Consider the following 16,950-nt stretch of genomic DNA (forward strand, 5'->3'; position numbering starts at 1 on the left):
CAGGAGCACCTCAGCCGTGGCAACAGGATTCGACCTCTTCACCGACCGGTCCGTCGTGGCCCTGCGCGTCAACGGAGAGCTGAAAGACCTGGCGACCACGGTCACCGACGACGACAACGTCGAGCCGGTCACCATCGACAGCCCCGACGGCCTCGCCATCCTGCGGCACTCCGCGGCGCATGTGGCGGCCCAGGCGGTGCAGGCCATCAATCCCGAGGCGAAGCTCGGCATCGGCCCGCCCATCACCGACGGTTTCTACTACGACTTCGACGTCGCCGAGCCCTTCACCCCGGAGGACATGAAGGCGATCGAGAAGGGTATGGAACGCATCATCCGTGCCGGCCAGCGCTTCGTGCGCCGCGTCGTCACCGAGGAGGAGGCACGCGCCGAGCTGGCCTCGGAGCCGTACAAGCTCGAACTCATCGGCCTGAAGGGCGGCAGCGACGGCGACGACGCCCTCGACGCCGACAACGAGTCGGTGGAGGTCGGCGGCGCCGAACTCACCATCTACGACAACGTCGACCCCAAGACCGGCGAGACCGTCTGGAAAGACCTCTGCCGCGGCCCGCACCTGCCGAGCACCCGGATGATCGGCAACGGCTTCGCCCTCACCCGCCTCGCCGCGGCCTACTGGCGCGGCTCGGAGAAGAACAAGCAGCTCCAGCGCGTCTACGGCACGGCCTGGCCGAGCAAGGACGAGCTGCGCGCCTACCAGACCCGCCTCGAGGAGGCGGCCAAGCGCGACCACCGCAAGCTCGGGTCCGAGCTCGACCTGTTCTCCTTCCCCGACGAGATCGGGTCGGGCCTTGCGGTGTTCCACCCCAAGGGCGGCATCATCCGAGCCGAGATCGAGGGCTACCTGCGGCAGCAGCTCGTGGCCGGCGGTTACGAGCTGGTGAACACCCCGCACATCACCAAGGGCCATCTGTTCGAGACCAGCGGCCACCTGCACTGGTACAAGGAGGGCATGTTCCCGGCGATGCACCTCGACGAGGAGCACGACGCCGAGGGCAACGTGACGAAGCAGGGCCAGGACTACTACCTGAAGCCCATGAACTGCCCCATGCACAACCTCATCTTCCGCGCCCGCGGTCGAAGCTACCGCGAGCTGCCGCTCCGTCTGGCGGAGTTCGGCACGGTCTACCGCTACGAGAAGAGCGGCACGCTCTCGGGCCTCACCCGCGTGCGCGGCCTCACCCAGGACGACGCGCACATCTACGTCACCCCCGGCGAGGTGCGCGAGGAGCTCACCCGCCAGATCGACTTCATGCTCGACGTGCTGCGCGGCTACGGGCTCGACGACTTCTACCTCGAGCTCTCCACCCGCGACCCCGAGAAGTCGGTCGGCACCGACGAGATGTGGGAGACCGCCACGGAGACCCTGCGCGAGGTCGCCCTCGCCTCCGGGCTCGAGCTCGTTCCCGACCCCGGGGGAGCCGCGTTCTACGGCCCGAAGATCTCGGTGCAGGCCCGCGACGCCATCGGCCGCACCTGGCAGCTGTCGACCATCCAGCTCGACTTCAACCAGCCGGAGCTGTTCGAGCTGGAGTACACCGCCTCCGACGGCACCCGTCAGCAGCCCGTGATGATCCACCGTGCCCTGCTCGGCTCGATCGAGCGCTTCTTCGCCATCCTGCTCGAGCACTACGCCGGGGCGTTCCCGGTGTGGCTCGCGCCGGTGCAGGTGGTGGGCATCCCCATCTCCGACGAGCACGCCGACTACCTCAACGAGGTCATCAGGAGGCTGAAGGCCCGCGGCATCCGCGCCGAGCTCGACGATTCGGCCGAGCGCATGCAGAAGAAGATCCGCACCCACACCAAAGACAAGGTGCCGGTGCTGCTCATCGCGGGCGCCGACGACTCGGCGGCGGGCTCGGTGAGCTTCCGCTTCCGCGACGGCAGCCAGGAGAACGGCGTACCGAGCGACGAGGCGATCGAGCGCATCGTGGCGAGCGTCGAGAAACACCTGCAGGTGACGACCGCCGGCCAGCTGTGATGGGCGGGCTGCCGGGCGACGACGACGCCGTGCTCGAACCCGCCGACCACCTCGCCGGGGTTCCGGACGCGTTCCAGCGGCTCTGGACCCCGCACCGCATGGCCTACATCCAGGGCGGCGACCAGCCGCACATCGACGAGTGCCCGTTCTGCCGCGCGCCGAAGCTCTCCGACGAGGAGGGTCTCATCGTGGCGCGCGGCACCCACGCCTACGTGCTGCTGAACCTCTTCCCCTACAACTCGGGTCACCTGCTGGTGTGCCCGTACCGCCACGTCGCCACCTACGACCTCGCCACCGACGAGGAGGTCGCCGAGATCGCCGCGCTCACCCAGACGGCGATGCGGGTGCTCAGCGCCGTGTCGCGCTGCGACGGCTTCAACATCGGCATGAACCAGGGAAAAGTGGCGGGTGCCGGGGTCGCGGGGCATCTGCACCAGCACGTCGTGCCGCGGTGGATGTCGGATGCGAACTTCTTCCCCATCATCGCCCGCACCAAGGCGCTGCCCCAGCTGCTCGGCGAGGTGCGCGCCGAGATCCAGGCGGCCTGGCCCGCATCCTGAGCCGGGCGGGGCGGCTTCCGGGCCGTTCGGGGGCGTTCGCGTAGACTCGACTGCAGATTTAGAAGGAGAACACCGTGTCCGGACACTCAAAATGGGCGACCACCAAGCACAAGAAGGCGGTCATCGACGCGCGCCGTGCGAAGTCGTTCGCGAAGCTCATCAAGAACATCGAGGTGGCCGCCAAGATCGGCGGCGCCGACCTCTCCGGCAACCCGACGCTCGTCGACGCGGTGCAGAAGGCCAAGAAGACCTCGGTGCCGAACGACAACATCGACCGCGCCATCAAGCGCGGTGCGGGCCTCACCGGTGAGACCATCGATTACCAGACGATCATGTACGAAGGCTACGGCCCGAACGGCGTGGCCCTCCTCGTGGAGTGCCTCACCGACAACAAGAACCGTGCAGCCGCCGACGTGCGCACGGCGATGACCCGCAACGGCGGCACCATGGCCGACCCGGGCAGCGTCGCCTACAACTTCAGCCGCAAGGGCGTCATCACGGTGGGTCACAGCGACGGGCTCACCGAAGACGACATCCTCCTCGCCGTGCTCGACGCGGGGGCCGAAGAGGTCACCGACCGCGCCGAGTCGTTCGAGGTGCTCACCGACCCGTCGGCCATGGTCGCCGCGCGGGGCGCGCTCCAGGAGGCGGGCATCGACTACGACTCCGCCGACGTCGAGTTCGTGGCGAACCTGCACGTCGACGCCGACGCCGAGACGGCGCGCAAGGTGTTCCGCCTCATCGACGCGCTCGAAGACAGCGACGACGTGCAGAACGTCTACACCAACATCGACATCTCGCCCGAGGTGCAGGCCGAGCTCGAGAACGACTGAGCCGACCGACCGCCTCGACGAGGTGACGAACGACACCGAACGGAAGGCGGTCAGCGGATGCGCGTGCTCGGCATCGACCCCGGCCTGACCCGCTGCGGCGTGGGAGTGGTCGACGTGTCGCCGACGCGCACCGCCGTGCTGGTGCACGTGTCGGTGATCACCACCCCGATCGAGCTGCCTCTCGAGGAGCGCCTGCTGCGCATCGCGGCGGGTGTGGAGGCCGTGCTCGACGAGCACCGACCCGACAGTGTGGCGGTGGAGCGGGTGTTCGCGCAGCACAACGTGCGCACCGTCATGGGCACCGCGCAGGTGAGCGGCATCGCGCTGCTCGCCGCGGCGCGACGCTCGCTGCCGGTGGGGCTGCACACGCCGAGCGAGGTGAAGGCGGCGATCACGGGCTACGGGCAGGCCGACAAGAAGCAGGTCGGCACCATGGTGGCGAAGGTGCTGCGGCTCGACGAGATCCCGCGCCCCGCCGACGCCGCCGACGCACTCGCGCTCGCCATCTGCCACGCCTGGCGGGGGCCGCTCGGGGGAGTTGTGGGTGCATCCGTCACTCCCGCCGCTGCCGCGGGTTCGGTCGGCGCCGGCTCGCTCACTCCGGCCCAGCAGGCGTGGCGCGCCGCCGAGCAAGGCGCCAAGCGGCGGCCCGCCGCCCCTAGGCTGGTGCGATGATCTCTGCACTCCGTGGCACGGTTCTCAGCGTGTCGGGCGGGATGCTCGTGCTCGACGTGGGCGGCGTCGGCTTCGCCGTGAGCGTCACCGCACGGCACGCCCTCACCCTGCGCCAGGGCACGGAGACGACGGTGCTCACCTCGCTCATCGTGCGGGAGGACAGCTTGTCGCTGTTCGGGTTTCCCGACCAGGAGTCGCTGGAGGTCTTCACCCTGCTCATCGGAGTCACCGGGGTGGGGCCGAAATCGGCCCTCGGCGTGCTCGCCGAGCTCACCCCCTCCGAGGTCGCCCTCGCCGTCGCGCGGGACGACGACGCCGCGTTCCGCAAGGTCGGCGGAATCGGCCCGAAGACGGCGAAGCTCATCGTGGTCTCCCTCACCGGCAAGCTCACCGCCGCCCACGCGGCGGCCGCGTCTTCGAGTGGACCGACCGCCGGGCCTTCGCAGCTCGTGCGCGACAACGTCGAGCGGGCCCTCGTGGGCCTCGGCTGGCCCGAGCGCAACGCCGCGGCCGCTGTCGACGAGGCGCTCGAGACCGCGAGCGAGACGGATGCGGGCAACGTCCAGTCGCTGCTGCGGCTCGCCCTGGCGGTGCTCGGGCCCGCCCCGCACGCCGGGGGAGCGCGATGACCGCCCCCGGCGACGACCTGGTGAACCCGGAGGCGCAGTCGGAGGCCGAGATCGCCTTCGAGGGTGCCCTGCGACCGAAGTCGCTGTCGGAGTTCGTGGGCCAGCGCAAGGTGCGCGGCCAGCTGCAGCTGCTGCTCGACGCCGCGGCGATCCAGCAGCGCACCCCCGACCACATCCTGCTGGCCGGCCCTCCCGGCCTCGGCAAGACCACGCTCGCGATGATCGTGGCGCAGGAGACCGACCGGCCGCTGCGCCTGACCAGCGGCCCCGCGATCCAGCACGCCGGAGACCTCGCCGCCGTGCTGTCGTCCCTCGTTCCCGGCGAGGTGCTCTTCATCGACGAGATCCACCGCATGGCGCGCTCTGCCGAGGAGATGCTCTACCTCGCGATGGAGGACTTCCGCATCGACATCATGGTGGGCAAGGGAGCTGGCGCCACGTCGATCCCGCTCGACCTCGCCCCCTTCACGCTGGTCGGCGCGACCACCAGGGCGGGCCTCCTGCCGAATCCCTTGCGCGACCGCTTCGGATTCACCGCCCACCTCGAGTTCTACGAGACCGAGGAGCTCGTGCGGGTGCTGCACCGTGCAGCACAGCTGCTCGGCGTCGCGATCGAGGAGGAGTCGCTCCGCGAGATCGCCTCCCGCTCCCGCGGCACGCCGCGCATCGCGAACCGGCTGCTGCGCCGCGTGCGCGACTACGCCCTGGTCGACGGCGGGGGCGCGACCCTCGAGGCGGTGCGTGCGGCCCTCGAGCTCTACGACGTCGACGAGCTCGGCCTCGACCGGCTCGACCGTGCGGTGATGACCGTTCTGCTCAAGCGCTTCGACGGCGGCCCGGTGGGGCTGTCGACTCTTGCGGTCTCGGTGGGCGAGGAGGCGGAGACGATCGAGTCGGTGGTGGAGCCGTTCCTCGTGCGCATCGGTCTCATCTCGCGCACCCCGCGTGGCCGGGTCGCGACGAAGGCGGGCTGGGCCCACTTCGGTCTGGCGAGGAATTCGGATGCCCTGTTCGGGGATGACCTATAATTCAAGCTGGTCTTCAGGGCACCCCCCTATGATGTGTCCTGCCCAACTCCCCCCTCTTTCTGGAAGGCGCCTTTCTTCATGGCATTCGATCCGTTGACAATCATCATGCTGGTCGTTCTGGCCGTGCTGGTGTTCTTCATGTTCCGCAACAGCCGCAAGCGCAAGGCGCAGGCCGAGGAGCTCCAGAGCAAGGTGATGGTCGGCGCCGAGGTCATGACGAACTTCGGCCTCTTCGGCACGATCCTCGAGATGGACGACGAGGAGAACCAGGTTCTGCTCGAGACCACTCCCGGCACCGTGCTCAAGGTGCACCGTCAGACGGTCACCCGCGTGGTCACCGACTCGCCGCTCGCGCCGACGACGGCCGAGGTCGACCACACGAACGACGGGGAGCCGGAGTACGGCGAGCGGATCGACGAGCCCGCCGCCACCACTGCCGACGAGAGCACCACCGCGACACCCGACGTCAGCGCGGAGAAGTCCGACAAGAAGGGCGACGAGTAGCAACTCGTCCCCGCTGATCCACGCTCGGAGCCGCACGGCACGAGCGGCAGAGAAAGCTGAGTAACTCAGGTGGCACAAACTACCGCGGTCAAGAAGGCGTGGAAGACGCTCGTCTGGCTGGGCGTCATTTTCGCCGTCCTCGTCGGCACCATCGCGGGAGGTGTGATCTGGAGCACCGCTACCTGGACGCCGAAGCTCGCCCTCGACCTCGAGGGCGGCACGCAGATCATCCTCACCCCGAAGCTCGAGTCGGGTCAGCAGGTCTCGTCGGAGCAGCTCGATCAGGCCGTGTCGATCATCCGCCAGCGCGTCGACGCCAGCGGTGTGTCGGAGGCCGAGGTCACCACCCAGGGCGGCCAGAACGTGGTCGTCTCGATTCCGGGCAGCCCCGACGAGGCAACGCTCAACCGCATCGAGTCGTCGGCGAAGCTCGACTTCCGCGCCGTGCTGCTCGCCGACGTCGCCTCGACGAGCACCACCTCGACGCCGGGCGCCACCCCCGACCCGTCGCTCGAGTCGACGCCGACGGCGAGCCCCACGAACGGCAGTGACCTCGCCTGGGTCACCCCGGCGCTGCAGGCGCAGTTCGACTCGTTCGACTGCAACTCGGAGGCAGCAGAAGACGCGGGTCAGGCGCCGGCCGACCAGCCGCTCATCACCTGTGACGACAACGGTGTGAAGTATCTGCTCGGCCCGGTCGAGATCGAGGGCGCCGACATCGCCGACGCCTCGGCGGGCGTTGCGACGACCCAGAACGGCGCGTCGACCGGCCAATGGGTCGTCGACATCTCGTTCAACGACGCCGGAACCAAGAAGTTCGCCGACGTCACGACCCGCCTCTACGGTCTCACCGGCGTGCAGAACCAGTTCGCCATCGTGCTGGACGGCCGAGTCATCACCGCACCGACCACGGGTGGCGCGTTCACCGACGGCAAGGCGCAGATCTCGGGCTCCTTCACCCAGGACTCGGCGCAGACCCTCGCCGACCAGCTGAAATTCGGCGCCCTGCCGATCGGCTTCACCACGCAGTCGTCGGAGGCCATCTCGGCGACGCTGGGCTCGACCCAGCTGATGTCGGGCCTCATCGCCGGCGCGATCGGTCTGCTCCTCGTCATCATCTACTCGCTCATCCAGTACCGGCTGCTCGGCCTCGTCACCATCGCGTCCCTGGTGGTGGCCGCGGCCCTCACCTACCTGCTGGTGACGTTGATGTCGTGGCGCATCGACTTCCGCCTCTCGCTCGCCGGTGTGGCGGGCCTCATCGTGGCCATCGGCATCACTGCCGACTCCTTCATCGTGTACTTCGAGCGAATACGCGACGAGTTGCGCGACGGGCGGAGCCTCAACTCCTCCGTGCAGGCCGGCTGGAAGCGCGCGATCCGCACCATCACGGCATCCGACGCGGTGAACTTCCTCGCCGCCGGTGTGCTCTACGTGCTCGCCATCGGCAACGTGCGCGGCTTCGCGTTCACCCTCGGACTCACGACGATCGTCGACATCATCGTGGTCATCCTGTTCACGCATCCGCTCATGACGCTGCTGGCCGAGCTCCCGTTCTTCCGCGACGGCCACAAGCTGAGCGGTCTTGATCCGCGTGCCCTCGGCGCCGTCTACCGGGGCCGGGCCCAGTTCCGGGCGCCCGCCGCCTCGGTCACGGCCGCCAAGAAGGGCTCCTCCAGCCGCGAGGCCGCCCGTCGCCAGACCATCGCCGAGCGCAAGGCGGCCGAGCTGGCCGCCGCCTCGAGCACGGGCACCAGCGGTGCCGACTCCGCCCGTCCCACCGATGAGGGGAAGAACTCCTGATGGCCAGCTTCTCCCAGTTCGGAAACGACCTCTACACCGGCAAGCGCTCGATCGACTTCATCGGCCGACGCCGCATCTGGTACATCATCTCTGGCATCCTCGTGCTCATCGCCCTGGTCGGCCCGTGGCTGCGCGGCGGCTACGAGTTCGGCATCGAGTTCCGCGGTGGTTCCGAATTCACGGTGTCGCAGGTGGCGACCCTCGACCAGAACCTCGCGACGGATGCCGTCAACGCCACGGTCGCAAGCGCCAACCCCCGGGTCTCCACTCTCGGTCAGGACTCGGTGCGCGTGCAGACCGATGAGCTCGACAAGTCGCAGACGGCCGAGGTGCAGCAGGCCCTCGCCACCGCCTACGACGTTCCGGTCGACGACGTCACGACCTCCTTCATCGGGGCGACCTGGGGCGCCGACATCACGACCCAGGCCATTCGTGGGCTCGTGATCTTCCTCGTGCTGGTGGCGGTGTTCATGGCCATCTACTTCCGCACCTGGAAGATGGCCGCCGCGGCCCTCATCGCGCTCATCCACGACCTCGTCATCACGGCGGGCGTGTACGGCCTGACAGGGCTCGAGATCACCCCGGCCGCGGTCATCGGCTTCCTCACCATCCTCGGCTACTCGCTCTACGACACGGTGGTGGTGTTCGACAAGATCAGGGAGAACACGACGGCGCTCGACGAGCGCGGTACGCAGACCTTCTCCGACATGGTGAACCTCGCGGTGAACCAGACCCTGGTGCGCTCCATCAACACCTCCGTGGTGGCTGCTCTCCCGGTGGCCTCGATCCTCATCATCGGCTCGTTCGTGCTCGGCGCGTCGACGCTCCGCGACATCTCGCTGGCGCTTCTCATCGGCATCATCGTGGGCACCTACTCGACGATCTTCGTGGCGGCGCCGCTGTACGTGCAGTTCCGGCACCGGGAGGCGAAGATCCGCAAGCACGACGCCCAGGTGGAGACCGACCGCGAGCGGGCGGCCAAGGCTGCGGTGTCCGCCTGAGGCGATCGTGGCTCGGCGCCGCCGCGGCGCCTGCCATAATCGAGGTGGAGGCCTGAGATGACGGAAACCACCAGCACCACGTCGACAGCGACACTACGCCGTCTCGTGCCGCGGCTCTTCTCGCGTGCTCAGCCGGCCGGTGCCGTCGACTCGGTGCTGCGCACCGTCAAGGCCAATCACCCGAAGGCCGACATCTCGATCGTCGAACGCGCCTACGCCACCGCCGAGCGGGCCCACGACGGGCAGAAGCGGCGCAGCGGCGAGCCGTACATCACGCATCCGGTGGCCGTCGCGCAGATCCTCGCCGAGCTCGGGCTCGGTTCGAAGGCCGTCGCCGCAGCACTCCTGCACGACACGGTGGAAGACACCGACTACTCGCTCGACATGCTGCGGCACGACTTCGGCGACGAGGTCGCCATGCTGGTCGACGGCGTGACGAAGCTCGACAAGGTCAAGTACGGCGACAGCGCGCAGGCCGAGACGGTGCGCAAGATGATCGTCGCGATGTCGCGCGACATCCGGGTGCTCATCATCAAGCTCTGCGACCGGCTGCACAATGCGCGCACCTGGGGTTTCGTGAATGCCGAGTCTGCTCAGCGCAAGGCCAAGGAGACGCTCGAGATCTACGCGCCCCTGGCTCACCGCCTGGGCATCCAGTCGATCAAGTGGGAGCTCGAAGACCTCTCCTTCGCCGTGCTGTACCCGAAGCTTTACGTCGAGATCGAGAACCTCGTGCGCCAGCGCACCCCGCAGCGCGAGGAGTACGTGCAGCAGGTCATCGACGCGGTCGGCGACGATCTCAAGGCCGGTAGGATTCGCGGCAAGGTCGTGGGCCGGCCGAAGCAGTACTACTCGATCTACCAGAAGATGATCGTGCGCGGTCGCGAGTTCGACGAGATCTACGATCTCGTCGGCATCCGGGTGCTGGTGAACACGGTGCGCGACTGCTACGCCGTGCTCGGCTCGATCCACGCCAGGTGGAACCCGATCCCCGGTCGCTTCAAGGACTACATCGCCACTCCGAAGTTCAACCTCTACCAGTCGCTGCACACGACGGTGATCGGCCCGGGCGGCCGCCCCGTCGAGATCCAGATCCGCACCAACGAGATGCATCAGCGCGCCGAGTACGGTGTCGCCGCGCACTGGAAGTACAAGGAGCGCGTGAACGGCGGCCGTTCGGCCGCGTCGTCGACGGCTTCGCCCGACACCGACATGGCCTGGCTCGCCCGCATCTCCGACTGGCAGGCCGAGACGGTCGACCCGGGCGAGTTCCTCGACTCCCTGCGCTTCGAGATCGGCGCCAAAGAGGTCTACGTCTTCACCCCGAAGGGCAAGGTCGTGGGTCTTCCCGCTGGCGCCACGCCCGTCGACTTCGCCTACGCGGTGCACACCGAGGTGGGCCACCGCACCATGGGCGCCAAGGTGAACGGCAGGTTGGTGCCGCTCGACTCGACGCTCGGCTCGGGCGACGTGGTCGAGGTGTTCACCTCGAAGAACCCCGACTCCGGCCCGTCGCAGGACTGGCTGAGCTTCGTGCAGAGCCCGCGCGCCCGCAACAAGATCAGGCAGTGGTTCACCAAGGAGCGACGCGACGAGGCGATCGAGCAGGGTCGGGATGCGATAGCGCGCGCCATGCGCAAGCAGAACCTTCCCCTGCAGAAGCTGATGAGCCAGGACTCCATCGCCGAGGTCGCGTCGCTCATGCACTACGACAACGTGTCGGCGCTCTACGCCGCGATCGGCGAGGGCCACGTCTCGACCCAGTCGGTGATCGAGAAGGTCATCGCGTCGCTGCAGACGGAGGTCGAGAGCGACGACTCCGATCTCGAGGTGTTCGTCGGCAACCGGCCGCGGGTCACCCACAGCGACTCCGGTGTGCTGGTGCGCGGCGCCCCCGACATCCTGGTGAAGCTCGCGAAGTGCTGCACCCCGGTGCCGGGTGATGACATCGTCGGCTTCGTGACCCGGGGTTCGGGTGTCTCGGTGCACCAGGCCGACTGCCACAACGTCGCCTCGCTGCTCTCCGAGCCCGAGCGCATGATCGACGTGGAGTGGGCGCCGTCGTCGAAGAGCGTGTTCCTCGTGCAGATCCAGGTGGAGGCGCTCGACCGCTCGGGCCTGCTCTCCGACGTCACGCGGGTGCTCTCGGAGCACCACGTGAACATCCTCTCCGCCTCGGTGAGTACCTCGAGCGACCGGCTCGCCATCAGCCGCTTCGTGTTCGAGATGGGTGACACGACCCACCTCGACCGCGTGCTCAACGCGGTGCGCCGCATCGACGCCGTCTACGACGTCTACCGGGTGACCGGGGGCTGAGAGCGCCCAGGACGGGGGAGCACCCCGCCGGCGGCGTCGAAGAGCGCGAGCCGGGCGATGGCCCGGTGGCGGAGGGGGAGATGTTCCGACCGCTCGAGCTCCGCGCGCGCGGCGGCCGTGCTGATGTCGCCGGCCAGCAGGAGGGTCGATACCGTCACCGCAGCGCGACGGTCGAAGGCCTCTGTCTGGCGCAGCAGGTCGAGCGCGGTGCGCCGCACGGTGGTGAGCCGCAGCCCCGAGATCGTCTCGACGTCGTGGTCGGCGAGAACGACCTGTCGCACCCGCAGGGCGCCGCGACGCGCGGGAGACGCCCGCCCGGGCGCCGGCACGCACAGCTGGGGAGGGCCCGCCTGCCTCGGACAGGCCCCGTGCACCCAGGCCGCTGTCGACCTCTCGGCCACCAGGCCTCCCGGCACCTCTCCGAGCAACGCGCCGGCGCGAAGCTCGGCGCCGACGGCGACGTCGGCCGGCACGAAGCTCCCGCCGACGCGCACGACGGTTCGATCGAGATGCGCGGCGCAGAGTTCGACCTCAGGCAGCCCGACCGAGTCGAGAAGAAGCGGGAACACGGTGGAGCGGAGCATCCCACGATGATGTCAGCGGCGTGCCCCGATGGGGCGAGCATCCGTCGATCTGTGGAGAACCCGTGCGCCGGTCAGCCGAGGGCGTCGAGCCAGACCTTCCTGGCGTCGAGCGACTCCTGCAACTCGGCGACCTTCTTGGAGTCGCCCGCGGCACGGGCGTCGTCGATCTCGCGCTGCAGCTTCTCGATGGCGCCGGTGAGCTGCGAGGCGAGCCCCTCGGAGCGCGCCTTCTTCTCGGGGTTGCTGCGCTCCCAGTGCTCCTCGTCGAGCTTGCGCACTGCCGCCTCGACTTTGCGCAGCCTGTCTTCGACGACACGCACCTGGTCGCGGGGCACCTTGCCGATCTCGTCCCAGCGACGCTGGATCGAGGTGAGGGCGTCGCGGGCCTTCGTGCGGTCTTTCTCCTTGAGCAGCGGCTCGGCCTCGTCGAGCAGGGCGAGCTTCTGGGTGAGGTTCTCGCCGAACTCCTGGTCGTCGCGGGCGACGACCTCGGTTCGCGCCGCGTAGAGCACATCGCCGGCGGCCTTGAATCTGTCCCACAGGGCGTCGTCGTACTTCTTGCCTGCGCGGCCGGTCGACTTCCATTCGGCGAGCAGGTCGCGGTAGGCGGGGATGCCGTCGGCACCGCGCGGGGCGAGCGCCTCCGCGCGCTCCACGAGCGCCTGCTTGCGGGTTCGTGCGTCGCGGTGCACCTGATCGAGCTCGGCGAAGAAGGCCTTGCGCTGGGTCTCGAGCGAGGTGCGGGCGTCGCGGAACCGCTTCCAGAGTTCCTGCGCCTCGGCGCGCGGAAGACGGGGGCCGTTCTGCTGGTGCTTCTGCCACCGGGAGAACAGTTCGTCGATCGTGGCGGTCACCGACTTCCACTGCGCCTTCGCGGGGTCGTGCGCGGCGAGCGTCTCGATCTCCGTGACGATGGCGGTGCGCTCGGCGACGGCTTCGGCGAGGTGGGCCTCGGCCTCGGCCGACTGCTGCTCGGTGATCTCGCTCACCGTCGAGGAGAGCGCCTCGAGACGCCTCCGCAGGGAGGCGAGGTCGCCCACAGCGTTCGCCGACTCGACCGAGGAGGTGAGCGAGGCGACGGCCTTGGCGATGTCGGCGGCGGGTGCGCCGCGCTTCGCGCGCTGCTCGAGCAGCGTCACCTGACCGGCGAGGTCGGTGTACTTGCGCTCGAAGTAGGCCAGAGCCTCCTCCTGCGAGCCGTCGGGGTACTGGCCCACGAGTCGCTCGACGCCGGCATCGATGACGTAGACGGAGCCGTCGTCGTCGACTCGTCCCCACGGGTGCTGTTCACTAACGGTCACGGAACCATTCCTGTCGACGATGTCTGGAGTACGGGCACAAGCCTATTGCACGAGCTCGGCGGCGGTCACGGGCGGTCTGCTCTCGGCCGCCACCGCATCCTGCCGCAGCTCGTCGTCACTGCACGGTGACGCCTGAGATGACGGCGGGTGCCGCCGGCTTGCCGTCGGTCGAGCCGTCGGCGGTTCCTGCGGCGATCACACCCGTCTTCAGCGCGTCGAGACCCGAGGTGACTTTACCGATCACCGAATACCCGCCGATGCCCGGTTCGCTCGGAAGTGTGGTGTCGTCGTAGACGATGAAGAACTGGCTGCCCATGCTGTAGCCGTTGCCGCCCTGGCGAGCCATCGCGATCGTGCCGGCGGGGTAGAGGTTGTCGGCCGGCGCGTTCTCGACCGGGCCGTAGTTGTAACCCGGGCCGCCCGTTCCGGTGCCTGTGGGGTCGCCGCACTGCAGCACGAACAGGCCGCTGGTGGTGAGGCGGTGGCAGGAGGTGCCGGTGAAGAACCCGTCCTGCGTCTGCGCGATGAACGCCGAGACCGCCTGCGGTGCCGCCGCTCCGTCGAGCTCGATGCCGAGGGGGATGTCGTCGATCGTGAGCGTGCCGGTCCAGCTGCGGTTCTCGGCGAGCGTGGCCGGGGGGACGTCTCCGGTGTTCTGCCCCTCGGCCGCAGGGGCATCGGTCGATGAGGGAGCGGGCGTGGAGGTGGCAGCGGGGGAGGCGACGGGGGAACCCGGGCCGCCGTCGAAGTAGAAGATCTGCGCCGCGGTGACGCCGGCGATCACGAGCACGACCGCTGCCCCGGCGATCACGTTGTCGCGCACGCGGCGACGGATGCGCTCGCTGTGCGCTTGCTGCCTTGCCTGGTAGTCCCGCAGACGGGTGCGTGCCTCACGCGCAGCGCGCTCCTGATTGCTGGGTGCCACGGATCCTCCATCGATGTGCCTGCGACCGCCGCTGTCGGCGCCTCACAGTACCCTAGACGCATGGCCTCTCAGCAACCGGGACTCCACTCCGGAGCAGTCCCGCTGGCCGTGCGCATGCGCCCGCGCTCGCTCGACGAGGTGGCCGGTCAGCGACACCTGCTGCGCCCGGGTTCGCCCCTCGTGAACCTCGCCTCCGACAAGGGGGGCACGAGCGGGTCGGTCTCCGTCATCCTCTGGGGCCCTCCCGGCACGGGCAAGACCACCTTGGCGCAAGCCATCGCCCACTCGTCGGGCCGCAAGTTCGTCGAGCTGTCGGCGGTGACGGCGGGTGTCAAAGACGTGCGCCAGGTCATGGACGACGCCTTCCGCAACCGCGACCTCTACGGCCTGTCGACCGTGCTCTTCCTCGACGAGATTCACCGCTTCACCAAGGCTCAGCAGGATGCACTGCTCCCCGGGGTCGAGAACGGCTGGGTCATCCTGGTGGCGGCCACCACCGAGAACCCCTCCTTCTCCGTCATCTCGCCGCTGCTCTCGCGCTCCCTGCTCCTCACTCTCGAGCAGCTCACCGACGACGACCTCGGCCTCCTCATCGACCGTGCGGTGACGGATGCACGGGGCCTGGCCGGCAAGGTCACCCTCGACCCCGAGGCGCGGGCGGCGATCATCCGCATGGCGTCGGGTGACGCACGGCGGGCGCTCACCGCGCTCGAAGCCTCGGCGGCGACGGCACTGGCCGCATCCGACTCCGACTCCGACTCCGACGACGACGAGCCGCCGCTCATCACCCCCGAGATCCTCGAGCAGTCGGTCGACCGCGCGCTGCTGCGCTACGACCGCAACGGCGACGAGCACTACGACGTCATCAGCGCCTTCATCAAGTCGGTGCGCGGCTCCGACGTCGACGCTGCTCTGCACTACCTGGCCCGCATGTTCGAGGCGGGCGAAGACCCGCGGTTCATTGCACGGCGCGTCATCATCCTGGCCTCCGAAGACATCGGCATCGCCGACCCGCAGGCGCTGCCCATCGCCGTCGCCGCGGCCGAGGCGGTTCAGATGATCGGCATGCCAGAGGGGCGCATCCCGCTCGCCGAGGCCGTGGTGTACCTCGCCACCGCCCCGAAGTCGAACGCCTCGTACATGGGCATCAACGCGGCGATCGCCGACGTGAAGGCGGGGAGGTTCGGGCGCGTGCCGAAGCACCTGCGTGACGCGCACTACGCGGGTGCCAAACGGCTGGGTCATGGCAAGGGCTACAGGTACCCGCATGACGACGCGCTCGGAGTGGTGCGCCAGGAGTACCTGCCCGATGAGTTGCGCGGCACCACCTACTACACGCCCACCGACCACGGACATGAGCGCGAGGTCTCCGCGCGCCTGGCGAAACTCCGCGACATCACGCGGGGACAGCAGTCGTAGCGCCACCGGCTGTGCTAGTCTTGTCGACGCCTAATCAGCGTCTATTCGGAGCGGCTGCCGATCGGCGTTCGATGACGGGACAGTGCTCTTTAGCCGAGCCACCCGGCAGACACCCCTCTTACTTGGACTCCTGTGGAGTCAGGCGCACGCCCGTGCGCACATCCATCTCGTAAGAACTCATACCGAAAGGACGTAAGTGGCTACCAAGTCGCGTACGCGCAGCAAGACCCGCCTCTCCCGGGCGCTCGGCATCCCCCTCACCCCGAAGGCGGCCAAGTACCTCGAGAAGCGCCCCTACGCTCCCGGTGAGCACGGCCGCACCAAGCGCAAGCAGGACAGCGACTACGCCGTCCGTCTGCGCGAGAAGCAGCGCCTGCGCGCCCAGTACGGCATCCGCGAGAAGCAGCTGAAGATCGCGTTCGAAGAGGCCCGTCGCACGAAGGGCCTGACCGGTGAGAACCTGGTCGAGCTCCTCGAGATGCGTCTCGACGCCCTCGTGCTCCGCGCCGGCTTCGCCCGCACCACCGCCCAGGCTCGTCAGATGGTCGTGCACCGTCACATCCTGGTCGACGGCCAGCTGGTCGACCGCCCCTCCTTCCGCGTGAAGCCGGGTCAGCTCATCCACGTCAAGACCCGTTCCGAGGGCACCGAGCCGTTCCAGGTCGCCGCTGCCGGCGGTCACGTCGACGTGCTGCCGAAGACCCCGGCCTACCTCGAGGTCGAGCTCGACAAGCTCCAGGCCCGCCTCGTGGCGCGCCCGAAGCGCGCCCAGGTTCCCGTGACCTGTGAAGTGCAGCTCGTGGTCGAGTACTACGCGGCTCGCTGATCGGCGAACGCGCGACATACTAGAGAGCGGGTCACCCCACGGGTGGCCCGCTTTCGTCGTCTTCAGAGAGGCAGACCTTCCATGACCGGTGGAGACATCGCAGGCTTGATCGCGGCAGGCGTGTTCGCCGTACTCGTGGGGCTGCTGGCCATCCCGCTGGTGAAGCTCGGTGGCGTGTTCGACCAGACCCGCGATTCGATCAAAGACGTCAGCGACGGCATCACCCCCATCCTCAACGAGTCGACCGTGACCGTGCAGGAGGCGAACAAGCAGCTCGCCCGGGTCGACGCCATCACCCGGAACGTCGAAGAGGTGACGGGCAACGTCTCGTCGCTCGTGGCACTGTTCGCCGCCTCCGTCGGCGGGCCCCTCATCAAGCTCGCCTCCTTCAGCGCCGCCGTCCGCGCCGGAATTCTCAGCTTCCGAGCCGCCGACCGAGTCGCCGACGCCGCCTCGTCCAAGCCCGCGCCGAAGCCCACCCGATCGCCCAAGAAGCCGAAGCGGTCGGCGCACTAAACTGGTCCGAAGGCTCCGGCCCCCACGACGAACG

Annotated in this window: 16 protein-coding genes; 13 read left to right on the forward strand and 3 right to left on the reverse strand. The window is 68.8% G+C overall.

Features of this window, described 5'->3' with window-relative positions; all coding sequences use genetic code 11:
• The first annotated feature begins 16 nt into the window (after positions 1–16).
• The 10 genes from thrS (at position 17) to ABFY20_RS09575 (ending at position 11,345) form a co-directional block, all read left to right on the forward strand.
• Complete coding sequence (gene thrS, locus ABFY20_RS09530) at positions 17–1,996, forward strand: threonine--tRNA ligase (RefSeq protein WP_368499688.1); 1,980 nt, start codon at positions 17–19, stop codon at positions 1,994–1,996.
• Positions 1,996–2,556, forward strand: a complete 561-nt coding sequence (locus ABFY20_RS09535; RefSeq protein ID WP_368499689.1) for an HIT domain-containing protein — start codon at positions 1,996–1,998, stop codon at positions 2,554–2,556. Before thrS ends, ABFY20_RS09535 begins: the two co-directional genes overlap by 1 nt.
• 74 nt (positions 2,557–2,630) lie before the next feature.
• Complete coding sequence (locus ABFY20_RS09540) at positions 2,631–3,389, forward strand: YebC/PmpR family DNA-binding transcriptional regulator (RefSeq protein WP_368499690.1); 759 nt, start codon at positions 2,631–2,633, stop codon at positions 3,387–3,389.
• Between the two features lie 57 nt (positions 3,390–3,446).
• Positions 3,447–4,064 carry a crossover junction endodeoxyribonuclease RuvC gene (gene ruvC / locus ABFY20_RS09545; protein WP_368499691.1) on the forward strand — a complete coding sequence of 206 codons (618 nt, stop codon included), beginning with the start codon at positions 3,447–3,449 and terminating at the stop codon, positions 4,062–4,064.
• Positions 4,061–4,693 (forward strand): Holliday junction branch migration protein RuvA, encoded by a 633-nt coding sequence (gene ruvA, locus ABFY20_RS09550; RefSeq protein ID WP_368499692.1) that lies wholly within the window; start codon positions 4,061–4,063, stop codon positions 4,691–4,693. The genes ruvC and ruvA overlap by 4 nt, the downstream gene beginning before the upstream one ends.
• The gene (gene ruvB, locus ABFY20_RS09555) at positions 4,690–5,721 is read left to right on the forward strand and encodes a Holliday junction branch migration DNA helicase RuvB (protein ID WP_368499693.1); all 1,032 of its coding nucleotides are present in this window, start codon (positions 4,690–4,692) and stop codon (positions 5,719–5,721) included. Before ruvA ends, ruvB begins: the two co-directional genes overlap by 4 nt.
• Before the next feature lie 78 nt (positions 5,722–5,799).
• Positions 5,800–6,225 carry a preprotein translocase subunit YajC gene (gene yajC / locus ABFY20_RS09560; protein WP_368499694.1) on the forward strand — a complete coding sequence of 142 codons (426 nt, stop codon included), beginning with the start codon at positions 5,800–5,802 and terminating at the stop codon, positions 6,223–6,225.
• A gap of 69 nt (positions 6,226–6,294) precedes the next feature.
• Positions 6,295–8,028 carry a protein translocase subunit SecD gene (secD, locus tag ABFY20_RS09565; protein WP_368499695.1) on the forward strand — a complete coding sequence of 578 codons (1,734 nt, stop codon included), beginning with the start codon at positions 6,295–6,297 and terminating at the stop codon, positions 8,026–8,028.
• A complete protein-coding gene (secF, locus tag ABFY20_RS09570) occupies positions 8,028–9,029 on the forward strand; it encodes a protein translocase subunit SecF (protein ID WP_368499696.1) in 1,002 nt (333 codons plus the stop codon). The genes secD and secF overlap by 1 nt, the downstream gene beginning before the upstream one ends.
• A 57-nt stretch (positions 9,030–9,086) precedes the next feature.
• Positions 9,087–11,345: a bifunctional (p)ppGpp synthetase/guanosine-3',5'-bis(diphosphate) 3'-pyrophosphohydrolase gene (locus tag ABFY20_RS09575; protein WP_368499697.1), complete on the forward strand. Its 2,259-nt coding sequence runs from the start codon at positions 9,087–9,089 to the stop codon at positions 11,343–11,345.
• On the opposite strand, the gene ABFY20_RS09580 is transcribed toward ABFY20_RS09575, so the two are convergent.
• The 3 genes from ABFY20_RS09580 to ABFY20_RS09590 all read right to left on the reverse strand — a co-directional run bounded on the left by ABFY20_RS09580 (position 11,324) and on the right by ABFY20_RS09590 (position 14,155).
• Entirely contained in the window at positions 11,324–11,929 is a 606-nt protein-coding gene (locus ABFY20_RS09580) for a type IV toxin-antitoxin system AbiEi family antitoxin (RefSeq protein WP_368499698.1), read from the reverse strand. The two genes, ABFY20_RS09575 and ABFY20_RS09580, sit on opposite strands and share 22 nt — an antisense overlap.
• Before the next feature lie 71 nt (positions 11,930–12,000).
• The gene (locus ABFY20_RS09585) at positions 12,001–13,230 is read right to left on the reverse strand and encodes a DUF349 domain-containing protein (protein WP_368499699.1); all 1,230 of its coding nucleotides are present in this window, start codon (positions 13,228–13,230) and stop codon (positions 12,001–12,003) included.
• Positions 13,231–13,345: 115 nt separating this feature from the next.
• Positions 13,346–14,155: a peptidylprolyl isomerase gene (locus ABFY20_RS09590; RefSeq protein WP_368499700.1), complete on the reverse strand. Its 810-nt coding sequence runs from the start codon at positions 14,153–14,155 to the stop codon at positions 13,346–13,348.
• Positions 14,156–14,215: 60 nt separating this feature from the next.
• On the opposite strand from ABFY20_RS09590, the gene ABFY20_RS09595 reads away from it, so the two are divergent.
• The 3 genes from ABFY20_RS09595 to ABFY20_RS09605 all read left to right on the forward strand — a co-directional run bounded on the left by ABFY20_RS09595 (position 14,216) and on the right by ABFY20_RS09605 (position 16,916).
• Positions 14,216–15,574 carry a replication-associated recombination protein A gene (locus ABFY20_RS09595; RefSeq protein ID WP_368499701.1) on the forward strand — a complete coding sequence of 453 codons (1,359 nt, stop codon included), beginning with the start codon at positions 14,216–14,218 and terminating at the stop codon, positions 15,572–15,574.
• A 196-nt stretch (positions 15,575–15,770) separates the two neighbouring features.
• Positions 15,771–16,400 (forward strand): 30S ribosomal protein S4, encoded by a 630-nt coding sequence (gene rpsD, locus ABFY20_RS09600; RefSeq protein ID WP_171704887.1) that lies wholly within the window; start codon positions 15,771–15,773, stop codon positions 16,398–16,400.
• Positions 16,401–16,481: 81 nt separating this feature from the next.
• Positions 16,482–16,916: a DUF948 domain-containing protein gene (locus ABFY20_RS09605; protein ID WP_368499702.1), complete on the forward strand. Its 435-nt coding sequence runs from the start codon at positions 16,482–16,484 to the stop codon at positions 16,914–16,916.
• The last annotated feature ends 34 nt before the right edge of the window (positions 16,917–16,950 follow it).

This window comes from Herbiconiux sp. A18JL235 (genome assembly GCF_040939305.1).
In the GTDB taxonomy this organism is placed as follows: domain Bacteria; phylum Actinomycetota; class Actinomycetes; order Actinomycetales; family Microbacteriaceae; genus Herbiconiux.

Excerpts from the sequence above, each read along its gene's own strand:
- ABFY20_RS09535 (WP_368499689.1), top strand. The coding sequence starts at position 1,996 with ATGGGCGGGCTGCCGGGCGACGACGACGCCGTGCTCGAACCCGCCGAC.
- ruvC (WP_368499691.1), top strand. The coding sequence starts at position 3,447 with ATGCGCGTGCTCGGCATCGACCCCGGCCTGACCCGCTGCGGCGTGGGA.
- ruvA (WP_368499692.1), top strand. The coding sequence starts at position 4,061 with ATGATCTCTGCACTCCGTGGCACGGTTCTCAGCGTGTCGGGCGGGATG.
- ruvB (WP_368499693.1), top strand. The coding sequence starts at position 4,690 with ATGACCGCCCCCGGCGACGACCTGGTGAACCCGGAGGCGCAGTCGGAG.
- yajC (WP_368499694.1), top strand. The coding sequence starts at position 5,800 with ATGGCATTCGATCCGTTGACAATCATCATGCTGGTCGTTCTGGCCGTG.
- secF (WP_368499696.1), top strand. The coding sequence starts at position 8,028 with ATGGCCAGCTTCTCCCAGTTCGGAAACGACCTCTACACCGGCAAGCGC.
- ABFY20_RS09575 (WP_368499697.1), top strand. The coding sequence starts at position 9,087 with ATGACGGAAACCACCAGCACCACGTCGACAGCGACACTACGCCGTCTC.
- ABFY20_RS09580 (WP_368499698.1), bottom strand. The coding sequence starts at position 11,929 with ATGCTCCGCTCCACCGTGTTCCCGCTTCTTCTCGACTCGGTCGGGCTG.
- ABFY20_RS09595 (WP_368499701.1), top strand. The coding sequence starts at position 14,216 with ATGGCCTCTCAGCAACCGGGACTCCACTCCGGAGCAGTCCCGCTGGCC.
- ABFY20_RS09605 (WP_368499702.1), top strand. The coding sequence starts at position 16,482 with ATGACCGGTGGAGACATCGCAGGCTTGATCGCGGCAGGCGTGTTCGCC.